Consider the following 9,528-nt stretch of genomic DNA (forward strand, 5'->3'; position numbering starts at 1 on the left):
GCCGGTAGTAGTTCCACAGCTGCTCGCCGAACGCTGCGGAGCGACTGCTGCTCGTGCCGCCCTGCCCGGCGACCAGCTCCTCGCGCTTGGCCATGAATCCGGCGTCCCGGTGGCGCGGGCTCGCGGCCACGGCGTCGGCGAACCGCGGGTCGAGGTCGAGCGGCTCGAGGCTCGCGCGCAGGTCCGGCCCGTGGAAGTACGCCGACGAGTAGCGCTGAGCCGGCGAGATCACGCGGTGGGTCGTCGCGACGAGGTAGTTGCCCGTCATCGACTGCAGCGTCTCGCCCAGGTTGATGACGAGCGCGCCGTCGACCGGCGGGACGTCGATCCATTCCCCGCCCGGGTTGAGGGCCTGCAGCCCGCCGACGCCGTGCTGCAGCAAGAGCGTGAGGAAGCCCGAGTCGTGGTGCGAGTTGACGCCGGCGCCACCGTCCGGGGTCGGGGGGTAGGAGATGAGCTTGGCGAGGGAGTGCCGCCTCTCGCCGAACGCCTTCGCGAACGTGTCCTCGGGCACGCCCAGCCCGAGCGCGAGCGCGGCCATCAGCTCGTCGGCGATGCGCGCGGCGCGGGCGAGGAACTCCTGCACCGTCTCGTGGAAGCCGGGCAGCACGTGCTCGGGCAGCCATTGGTTGGGGCCGTCGAGCCGCAGGTACGCCGGCAGCGCGTCCTCGGCGTACGGCTCGTTCTCGGTCGACAGGTCGAGCTGCTCGCGCCAGTCGACCTTGTTGTCCGTGAGCTCGGATCCGGTGCGCTCCCAGCCCCGGAAGTGCCGCGACCGCTTCTTCTCGATGAGGGCCTTGGTGTCGGTGGGCAGGGCGAAGAACGCCTGCAGCGCCTCGAAGTACCGCGCGACGAAGTCGAGGTCGAGCTCGTGGTCGACGAGCGTCAGGAAGCCCACCTCGTGCCCTGTGGTCACGAGGTCGTGGGCGAACGCCCGGCGCTCCTCGGGGGTGCCGTGCCAGCGGGTGTGCGACAGCACGGGGATCTCGGTGAACGCGGTCCTCTGGTCGGTCATGACCCCAGCCTCCCCCACAACCGGAGGCACCTCTTCGCCGGCCAAGGCCCCACGGTCCGACCTGCCGGGCGCAGCACGCCGTTCGGGTTGTGAATCGCGGCATCTCCGGGCTGTTCTGTTCAGTTTCGGGGCATCCAGGGACGACAATGGATGCAGGACGAAGCTCCGTGGTGGGAGGGCCGTTCGATGTATGACGCGACCGACGACATGGTCCAGCAGACGCTGCTCGGCTCCGACGAGCTGCGCCATCCCGATGCGCGGCGCGACGGCGGTCAGGGGCCGCTCGACGACCGTGCGACGGTGACCCGCCTCCGGGCCACCGCGCCGAACCGGCGCCACTTCTGCCTCCAGGCCGGCCTCGAGCCGGGACCGGTGGCGTACGCCCGGGTCAACGCCGCGCTGCAGCGGTTCGGGCTGCCGCTGTACCCGGCCGGGGCCCGGCACGCAGCCTGAGCGGGCACCTCGGCCATGAGTGCGCTCGGTGATCCTGCGTGCGCGGAACGCGTTGCGCTGCAGGGGTTTCGACCGCGTGGAGTGTCCACCTGGGCACTCCGCGTGCCCGCGCGGCACCGATGTTGCGCAACGTGGCCGGTTGGCGCGTGTTCGTCGCGCTACGGCGAGCCCATCGTCCTAACCTCGGACTGGCGCGGGTATGGCCGCGCGCCCGGTCGTCACGACCGGCCGTCCCGAGGAGTGCCATGTCTAGGACGTCGGTACGTCGCACAGTCCGAGTCGGCGCGACCGCGGTCGCCGCGGCGCTGGGGATGCTCATCGCCACCGCACCGCCCTCGGTCGCCCAGAACCCCGGCGCCAACGGTGCGATCACGTCGGTCGACGAGTGCGTGCTCTCCGGGCCCACGGGGCATCCGTACCCCGGCGAGGTCGAGGGCCTCGGCTGCTACATCAGCGGCTCCTGGTCGCCCGACGGCCGGTTCGTCGCCATCGTCACCGACATCGGCACCGCGCCGGGCGTGGGCGAGCTCTGGATCTGGGACGACGTCGCCGACACGCTGCGTGCCCTCGGCACCGTGGACGTCGACAGCAAGACGTCGTTCAGCCCCGGGGGCACGAAGCTCGCGGTCGGCCGCGGCGGCGACATCCTGATCCTCGACGTCGCGACCGGCGCGACCGTCCGCAACCTCACGCGCACGCCGTCCACGACCGAGTCGAACCCGACCTGGAACCGGCGCAACCTCGCGATCGCCTACACCGCGCCGGATGGCGTGCGCTCGGTCAAGCCGTGGGGTGGCTGGTCGAGGCTCGTGGCCGCCGGTGCCGTGTACGCCGACTTCGCCCCCGACGGCTGGCACATCGGCTTCACCCGCGACGGCGTCGTCTACCGCGCCAAGCGCGACGGCCGCTTCGCGACACCGATCTTCACGATGCCCGAGGGCGTGCGGCCGGAGTTCGCCTGGTCACCGGACGGGTGCTACCTGCTCTCGGCCGACGGCGACGGCGGCCTGCAGATCACCACCCGCTACGGGCAGCTGGTGCAGACCGGGATCGGCGGCAGCGGCTCCAAGTCGCCCGCGTGGCAGCCGCTGCCGATCGCACGGGTGGGCTGATCCGCTCAGTCGGCGCGCCTGAACGTGCGGGCGTAGGAGACCGTGCCCACCTGGATCGAGTACTCGGCGTAGAAGTCGGCGATGCCCTGCCGCTGCGCGTCGCGGTGCTCGGGATGGTCGCGCCACGCGCGCTCGCTGACGAGGTCGGCGAACGTCACGATCGTGACGCGCTCGCCGTCGTCGGCCGTGAAGGTCTTGGCGTCGAGGAAGCCGGGCATGGCCTCGGCGAGTTCGGTCATGCGCGCGCTCGTGACGGAGTAGGCGTCGCGGTGCTCGGGGCGCAGGCGGTTGCGGAAGATCGTGACGATCTGCTCGGACATGGCGCGACGCTACAAGTGCACGTCCTGCGCGTCGTCGGGATTCGTACGACGGCTACCCGCGCCGCCAGCTGCGACGGCGCAGGGCCGCGATCGCGAGGCCGCCCATGCCGAGCGCGATCCCCCCGAACACCGCCTGCAGCGCGCTCGGCCCGACGAACGGGATCTGCACCGTCACCTCGACGAGCATCAGCCCGCTCGCTGCGAGCACCACCTCGGGCGTGCGCGGGTGACGGCGTACCGCGGCGACGAGCGCGACGGTCGACGGCAGCGCGACCGAGCAGAACAGCCACACCGCAGGCAGCCTCCAGCTCTCGAGGCCGAGGGGCTCGAGGTCGGACACGGGCGGTGCATAGGTGCCGGTCCACAGCTGCCACGTGCCGGAGAGGCCGCCGACCGCCACCACCGCCTCGACCGGGATGAAGATCCGGCGGAACTCGTGCGGGCGGACGTCGGTGGGCGCGGGACGGTCGAGCGCGGTCGTCATGGGTCACCTCGATGGGCGCCCTCGACCGCCGAGGCCCGTGCCAGCGGCGTGGCCGTCGGGCGTCCCTCTCAGCCTAGGAGCGTCGCCGTGCGGTGGCGCTGTTCCTCTGCTCACAGCATCGGTCAGTAGGGTCGGTCCGACGCCCGGCCGCAGGTCGGATCTGCGCGAGGGGACACCATGAGCACCGACCAGCCGTTCGAGCCGGCTCCTCCGACCCCGCCCGCCGCCCCGGTGGCCGGCTGGTACCCCGATCCTGCCGACGCCGCGATGCAGCGCTACTGGGACGGCACCGCCTGGACGGCCACCACGCATCCGCTCGTGACCGCGCCGCCGGCCTGGCAGGCCACGGCCACCCCTGCGACGGCCCCGCTCTACGGCACGTCCGGGTACGCGGCTCCGTCGTACCCCGCCCAGGGCTACGGCGCCCAGGGCTATGCCGCTCCGCCCGGGTACGGCGTGCAGCCGCGCAAGGTCGGCTTCGGCGACGCCGTGCGCCGCGCGTTCGCCGGTTGGAAGGACTACTCGGGCCGCGCGACGGTGGCGGAGTACTGGTGGTTCTACCTCTTCCAGACGATCGTCGTCCTCGTGCCGTACGTGATCCTGCTGGTGCTGATCGCCGTCGCGTTCCCGTCGTCGTCGACCGGCTCGAACTCCTCGACCGCGGACCCGAACGGCGCGCTCGTCGCGGCGGTCGTGATCTTCACGATCCTGTTCGTGGTGCTCGCGATCGTGCTGTTCCTCGTGAACCTGCCGCTGACGATCCGGCGGCTCCACGACACCGACCGCGAGGGCTGGTGGTATCTCATCGCGTTCGTGCCGTTCGGCAGCATCGTGCTGCTGGTGTTCACGGTCATGGCGGGCACGCCCGGGCCCAACCGCTACGGCCCCGTCCCTACCTGACGCGCCCGGTCCTAGCGGTCGAGGCCGCGGGTCATGAGACGGTCGCCGAGCGCGAGCACCCTGCCGTAGTGCCCGGGCGAGAGCCGCGCCAGCGCGTCGAGGGCGTAGGTCTCGCGGCCGATGAGCACCCGAGGTTTGCGGCGCTCGATGCCGTCGACGATCGCGCGCGCGGCGACCGCGGGATCGAGCGAGAGCATGCGGTCCCAGACCGCCTTGTGCGCCGCGTGCTCCTCCTGGTCGACACCGGCACCCACGCGCGCGCTGTTGGCGATCTCGGTGCGGATGCCGCCGGGGTGCACGGTCGTCACGCCCACCTCGTGCTCTGCGAGCTCGAGCCGCAGGCTGTCGCCGAAGCCGCGGACGGCGAACTTGCTGGCCGAGTACGCCGTCTGGCCCGCCGGGCCGATGAGACCGAACAGGCTCGACACGTTGCACACGTGCGCGCCGCGGGTGGCGGTGAGGCGCGGCAGCAGCGTGTGCGTCATGACGACGACGGCGCGGAAGTTGACCGACATGAGCCAGTCGAAGTCGTCGAGGCTGATCTGGCTGAGCCGGCCACCGAGCGCGACGCCGGCGTTGTTGACGAGCAGGTGGATGTTGGGGTGCGCATCGCGGATCGCGGTCGCGGCGGCGAGGGCGGCGTCGCCGTCGGCGAGGTCGACGGTGTACGCCGTGACCGCGCGGTCGGGCCGCCGCACGCGCAGATCGGCGGCGACGTCCTCGAGCGCCTCGGCATTGTTGTCGAGCAGCACGAGGTTGCTGCCGCGCGCGGCGAGCTCGTGCGCGGTGGCGCGACCGATGCCGCCTGCGGCACCCGTGAGCACCGCCGTACCGCCGTCCACGACGTACCGCTTCATGCATCTCTCCTCGTGTCCGGGCAGCGTGGGTGTGCGATGAAGGCCACCATCATCGCGAACGCCGGGTGAAGCGGACGCCCTCGTCGTCGAGGGGGCCGCGGGTGAGCAGCGCGACATCCTTGCGGTAGTTCTGGTTCAGCTTCCACGGTGGTCGGATCCCTTGCGCGGGTAGCGATCCCGCCGCGCGCTGCACGTAGCCCGCGCTGAGGTCCAGCAGCGGCAGGCGCTCGGGCTCGGGCGGCTCGACGGGCGTGACGGCGTCGTACCCGTGCTCCTGCATGTGGTCGAGCAGGCGTACGACGTACCTGCTGACGAGGTCGCACTTGAGGGTCCACGACGCGTTCGTGTAGCCGATCGCGAACGCGAAGCTCGGCACCCCGGTCAGCATCATCCCCTTGTAGGCCACGGTCTTCGTGGGGTCGACGTCGACGCCGTCCACGCTCAGCGTCATCCCGCCGACGAGCAGCAGCTCGAGGCCGGTCGCCGTGACGACGACGTCGGCAGCGAGCTCCTCCCCCGACTCGAGCAGCAGCCCGCCGGGCGTGAACCGCACGATCCGGTCGGTGACGACGGACGCCGACCCGTTGCTGATCGCGGTGAACAGGTCGCCGTCGGGCACGACGCAGAGGCGCTGGTCCCACGGCCCGTACGACGGCCCGAAGTGCGTCTCGACGTCGTACCCCTCGGGCAGCTGCTTGGCCACGCCGTCCATGAGGATGCGGCGCATCGCGTGCGGGAAGCGCTGCGACAGGCGATAGCTGAGGGCCGAGGTCGCGATGTTCTTCGCGCGCACCACGCGGTACGCGGCGTCTGCGGGGAGCCGCTCGCGGACGGCGGCTGCGATCGGGTCGACCGACGGCAGGGCGGCGACGTACGTCGGCGAGCGCTGCAGCATCGTGACGTGCGCGGCGGTCTGCGCGATCGCGGGGACGAGCGTCATCGCCGTCGCGCCACTACCGATCACGACGACGCGCTTGCCGGCCAGGTCGAGGTCGGCGGGCCAGTGCTGCGGGTGCACGACGGTGCCCGTGTAGTCGGCGCGACCCTCGAACTCCGGCTCGTATCCGTGGTCGTAGCGGTAGTAGCCCGTGCAGGAGTAGAGGAATCCGCAGGTGAGCTCGACGCGCTCACCAGTGTCGGTGCGTTCGGCGGTGACGGTCCAGCGCGCGTCTTCGCTCGACCATGACGCGCTCGTGACGCGGTGGTGCAGCCGCACGTGCTGGTCGACGCCCATCTCCCGGGCCGTGTCCTCGACGTACTCGAGGATCGACGGCCCGTCGGCAAGCGCCTGGCCCGCGGTCCACGGACGGAACGGGTAGCCGAGGGTGTGCATGTCGGAGTCGGAGCGGACACCGGGGTAGCGGAAGAGGTCCCACGTGCCGCCGATGGTGTCGCGCGCCTCAAGGACGGTGAACGTCGTGCCCGGCCGGTCCAGCAGCAGGCGCGCCCCCGCCCCGACGCCGGACAGCCCGGCGCCCACGACGATCACGTCGTAGTGCTCGGTCACGGCTGCTCCTCGGTGGCTGTCCGCGACGCTACCCCGCCGGCCCCCTGCGCTCACCCCCACCGCTCACACAGATCGATCCGTCGCTTCCGGCGGCGGGAAGCGACGGATTGACCAGGGCGCCGGGAGGGGTGCGGGCTACGCGAGGCCGCAGGCCTTCGTGAGGACGTCGTACATCTGCTTCTTCGCGTCGTCGGGCGGCTGCAGGGTGAGATCGACGCGGCCGTCGCCGAGGTCGAGGCCGACGTCGAACACGTACGTCTTCTTGCTCTCGCCGAGCGAGTGGCCGTCGCAGCGCAGGGTGGAGCCGACGTCGATCGAGAGCGACGCCGTAGCCGCGGACGCCGGCATCGTGAGGAGCGGGGTGCCCGCGGGCGGGGTGGCGTCGAGCGTGAGCAGCACGCTGCCGTCGAGGTCGACGACGTCGATGGGGCCGGTGCTGCTGCCGCGGGTGAGCACGAGCGTGCCGCGCAGGACGGGTGCGCCGTCGACGGTGGTCGGCGCCCAGCTGTCGCCGAACGCGACGTCGACGGCGTCGAGCAGGCGCTGGCGGGCGCAGTCCTGGTCCCACAGCTTCTCGAGCAGGACGTCGGAGGCGGCGAGACCGATGGTGAGCTGGGAGTCGGGCGTGACGATCTCGGCCTCGACCGGGTCGGTGGGCCGCGTGCTGCCGGTGCACACGGCGTCGCCGTACGGCACCTTGAGCGCGACGGTGGCGCCGGGCGGGATGTCGTAGTCGACCTGAGCGGGATCGGTCCCCGCGAGCCCCGACCAGGCGACGGCGAGCGAGCTCACGCGGACGGTCGTGGCGCCGGCGTTCCTCAGCTCGACCTTGAGCGAGTGGGTGACCTCGTCCTCGCGGTACTGCTGCAACGTGCCGACCAGGTTGGGCGCGGGCGGTGCGGTCTTGTCGCCGCCCGAGTACGTCGCGCTGCCCGACCCCCCGGACCCCGCGCACCCCGCGAGCAGCGCACCGCCCACGACCAGGCCAGCGAGCACGCAGAGTCGACGACGCATGCCCGCCACCGTAGGCCGGGTGTGCCATGAAGGGGGCCTTCGTTGCTCAGAGCGCAACAAAGCCACCCCTCATCGTCACCAGCCGGTGCGTCCGCCGTGGACGCGGGACGGCGGCGCGCTCGACGGAACGGCGTACGGCGATCGGACACGGCTGTGCTGGACTACGCGGATGGCCGTCGTCCTCGCCCTGATCTCCAGCGTCCTGTGGGGCGTCGCCGACTTCGTGGGCGGCGTGGCCTCGCGGCGGGCGACGGCGCTGCAGGTGCTCATGGTCACGACGCCGGCCGGCTTGCTGCTGATCGTGCCCGTCGCGTTCCTCCTCGGCGGCGACGCCGCGGGCAGCGCGGTCCCCGGCCTGGTCGCGGGGGTCTTCGGTGCGTTCGGCATCCTGCTGCTGTACGCCGCCCTCACGATCGGGCCGATGGGCGTGCTCTCGCCGGTGTCCGCGGTGCTCGGTGCCGCGATCCCGGTGGTCGTGGGCATCGCGGGCGGCGAACGGCCCGGGCCGACGGCGTACGTCGGGATGGCGCTGGCGGTCGTGGCGATCGTGACGGTCGGCCTCGAGCCGCAGGCACCGACCGACGACTCGCAGCACCAGCGGGTCTCGCGACGCGGGCTCCTGCTCGCGATCGGGGCGGGCGTGGGTATCGGCCTGTTCTTCGCGTGCGTCTCGTTCGCGCCGGACGACGCGGGCGTGTGGCCGATCGTCTGGTCGCGCGTCATGTCGACCGTGATCATCGGGTTGCTCGCCCTCGCTCTGTTCGTGCGGCGCGGCGAGCGCCCCACGCCCGCGCTGCCGTCGGTGGTGTGGCTCGCGGTGCTCGCGGGTGCGCTCGACGTCGCGGCCAACGCGTTCTACGTGCTCGCCCTGCCGCTCGGGCTCCTCTCGATCGTGGCGGTGCTCGGCTCGCTCTACCCCGCGGCCACGGTGCTGCTCGCGCGCCTCGTGCTCGCCGAGCGCCTGCACCTGCTGCAGAAGGTCGGCATGGTCACCGCGCTCGTCGCGAGCGCCCTCCTCGCCCTCGGCGCCTGACCGGCTCAGTTCGTCCGCTCAGGGGTTCCAAGATCACGAGTACGGGTCAGATCGTGCAGTTGAACTGCCGTGATCGACCTCAGGGCGCGAATGTGCAGGGCGGCGTGATGTCTGCGGGGGACGGCGGTAATCGCGGTGGTGGCGGCGTACGGCGAGCCGCAACGATCGGTGCATGCTCAGCGACCCCGCCGCTCTCGCCCTCGTCGCCCGCTACCGCGCGGGCGTCGTGCTCGTGGAGGATGCTCTCGCCGGTGCGACCGACGCCGACCTCGACCGCCGCGGCCCCGGCACCGACGACTGGTGCGCGCGCCAGGTCGTGCACCACCTCGCCGACAGCGAGACCAACTCCTACGTGCGGCTGCGGCGCCTGATCGCCGAGCCCGCGCCGACCACGATCCAGGGGTACGACGAGGCGCACTGGGCCACGGTGCTGCACTACGACCGGCCGATCGAGGCGTCGCTCGCGGTGTTCCGCGCCGTCCGCGCCGCCAGCGGCGAGCTGCTCGACACCCTCGTCGACGCCGATCTCGTGCGCACCGGCGTCCACTCCGAGAGCGGCACCTACTCGCTCGCCGACTGGCTCGCGATCTACGCCGACCACGCCGAGGCCCACGCCGCCCAGATCCGCGCCGCCCGCGCCACCCCCTGACCCGCGCCGCACTCGCCCTTCCCACCCCTTGGGTCGATCACGGCAGTCCCACTGCACGATCTGACCCGTACGCGTGATCTCGCTGGCAGCGCCGGGCGCGCGAACCCGTCGTACGTCGGGGCCGCGCGCCCGGTCGAGCTCGCCGTTCCCGCCCCCTACGGCTGGTCGAGGCGGTCCAGCCGCA

Annotated in this window: 11 protein-coding genes; 5 read left to right on the forward strand and 6 right to left on the reverse strand. The window is 72.3% G+C overall.

Going from position 1 to position 9,528, the window contains the following annotated elements:
• The coding region (locus tag ACFQGU_RS16095) for an isopenicillin N synthase family dioxygenase (RefSeq protein ID WP_386768659.1) at nt 1-1,015 on the reverse strand (1,015 nt) is incomplete at its 3' end.
• Nucleotides 1,016-1,201: 186 nt separating this feature from the next.
• Here ACFQGU_RS16095 and ACFQGU_RS16100 point away from each other — a divergent pair.
• Entirely contained in the window at nt 1,202-1,468 is a 267-nt protein-coding gene (locus ACFQGU_RS16100) for a hypothetical protein (protein ID WP_386768661.1), read from the forward strand.
• Between the two features lie 245 nt (nt 1,469-1,713).
• Entirely contained in the window at nt 1,714-2,580 is an 867-nt protein-coding gene (locus tag ACFQGU_RS16105; protein ID WP_386768663.1) for a hypothetical protein, read from the forward strand.
• Between the two features lie 5 nt (nt 2,581-2,585).
• Here the strand turns inward: ACFQGU_RS16105 and ACFQGU_RS16110 are convergent, their stop codons facing one another.
• On the reverse strand, nt 2,586-2,900 hold the full coding sequence (locus ACFQGU_RS16110) for an antibiotic biosynthesis monooxygenase family protein (RefSeq protein WP_386768664.1): 315 nt from the start codon (nt 2,898-2,900) through the stop codon (nt 2,586-2,588).
• A gap of 52 nt (nt 2,901-2,952) precedes the next feature.
• Nucleotides 2,953-3,384, reverse strand: coding sequence for a hypothetical protein (locus ACFQGU_RS16115; protein WP_386768666.1), 432 nt, complete (start codon nt 3,382-3,384; stop codon nt 2,953-2,955).
• 177 nt (nt 3,385-3,561) lie between these two features.
• Here ACFQGU_RS16115 and ACFQGU_RS16120 point away from each other — a divergent pair, with 177 nt between their 5' ends.
• On the forward strand, nt 3,562-4,284 hold the full coding sequence (locus ACFQGU_RS16120) for a DUF805 domain-containing protein (RefSeq protein WP_386768668.1): 723 nt from the start codon (nt 3,562-3,564) through the stop codon (nt 4,282-4,284).
• A gap of 11 nt (nt 4,285-4,295) precedes the next feature.
• Here the strand turns inward: ACFQGU_RS16120 and ACFQGU_RS16125 are convergent, their stop codons facing one another.
• From ACFQGU_RS16125 to ACFQGU_RS16135, 3 genes are all read right to left on the reverse strand, one after another.
• Nucleotides 4,296-5,141, reverse strand: coding sequence for an SDR family NAD(P)-dependent oxidoreductase (locus tag ACFQGU_RS16125; protein WP_386768670.1), 846 nt, complete (start codon nt 5,139-5,141; stop codon nt 4,296-4,298).
• 49 nt (nt 5,142-5,190) lie between these two features.
• On the reverse strand, nt 5,191-6,648 hold the full coding sequence (locus tag ACFQGU_RS16130; protein ID WP_386768672.1) for a flavin-containing monooxygenase: 1,458 nt from the start codon (nt 6,646-6,648) through the stop codon (nt 5,191-5,193).
• Nucleotides 6,649-6,783: 135 nt separating this feature from the next.
• A complete protein-coding gene (locus ACFQGU_RS16135) occupies nt 6,784-7,662 on the reverse strand; it encodes a hypothetical protein (RefSeq protein WP_386768674.1) in 879 nt (292 codons plus the stop codon).
• Between the two features lie 169 nt (nt 7,663-7,831).
• Between ACFQGU_RS16135 and ACFQGU_RS16140 the strand changes: the two genes are divergently transcribed.
• Both ACFQGU_RS16140 and ACFQGU_RS16145 read left to right on the forward strand, forming a co-directional pair.
• Nucleotides 7,832-8,695 (forward strand): EamA family transporter, encoded by an 864-nt coding sequence (locus ACFQGU_RS16140; protein ID WP_386768676.1) that lies wholly within the window; start codon nt 7,832-7,834, stop codon nt 8,693-8,695.
• Between the two features lie 172 nt (nt 8,696-8,867).
• On the forward strand, nt 8,868-9,344 hold the full coding sequence (locus ACFQGU_RS16145) for a DinB family protein (RefSeq protein WP_386768678.1): 477 nt from the start codon (nt 8,868-8,870) through the stop codon (nt 9,342-9,344).
• Nucleotides 9,345-9,528 lie beyond the last annotated feature (184 nt).

The organism is Longivirga aurantiaca (assembly GCF_042660085.1).
Lineage (GTDB): Bacteria > Actinomycetota > Actinomycetes > S36-B12 > CAIYMF01 > Longivirga > Longivirga aurantiaca.

Bases quoted from the DNA above. Each gene is read 5' to 3' on its own strand.
- ACFQGU_RS16100 (WP_386768661.1), top strand. From the start codon at position 1,202: ATGTATGACGCGACCGACGACATGGTCCAGCAGACGCTGCTCGGCTCC.
- ACFQGU_RS16105 (WP_386768663.1), top strand. From the start codon at position 1,714: ATGTCTAGGACGTCGGTACGTCGCACAGTCCGAGTCGGCGCGACCGCG.
- ACFQGU_RS16110 (WP_386768664.1), bottom strand. From the start codon at position 2,900: ATGTCCGAGCAGATCGTCACGATCTTCCGCAACCGCCTGCGCCCCGAG.
- ACFQGU_RS16115 (WP_386768666.1), bottom strand. From the start codon at position 3,384: ATGACGACCGCGCTCGACCGTCCCGCGCCCACCGACGTCCGCCCGCAC.
- ACFQGU_RS16120 (WP_386768668.1), top strand. From the start codon at position 3,562: ATGAGCACCGACCAGCCGTTCGAGCCGGCTCCTCCGACCCCGCCCGCC.
- ACFQGU_RS16125 (WP_386768670.1), bottom strand. From the start codon at position 5,141: ATGAAGCGGTACGTCGTGGACGGCGGTACGGCGGTGCTCACGGGTGCC.
- ACFQGU_RS16135 (WP_386768674.1), bottom strand. From the start codon at position 7,662: ATGCGTCGTCGACTCTGCGTGCTCGCTGGCCTGGTCGTGGGCGGTGCG.
- ACFQGU_RS16140 (WP_386768676.1), top strand. From the start codon at position 7,832: ATGGCCGTCGTCCTCGCCCTGATCTCCAGCGTCCTGTGGGGCGTCGCC.
- ACFQGU_RS16145 (WP_386768678.1), top strand. From the start codon at position 8,868: ATGCTCAGCGACCCCGCCGCTCTCGCCCTCGTCGCCCGCTACCGCGCG.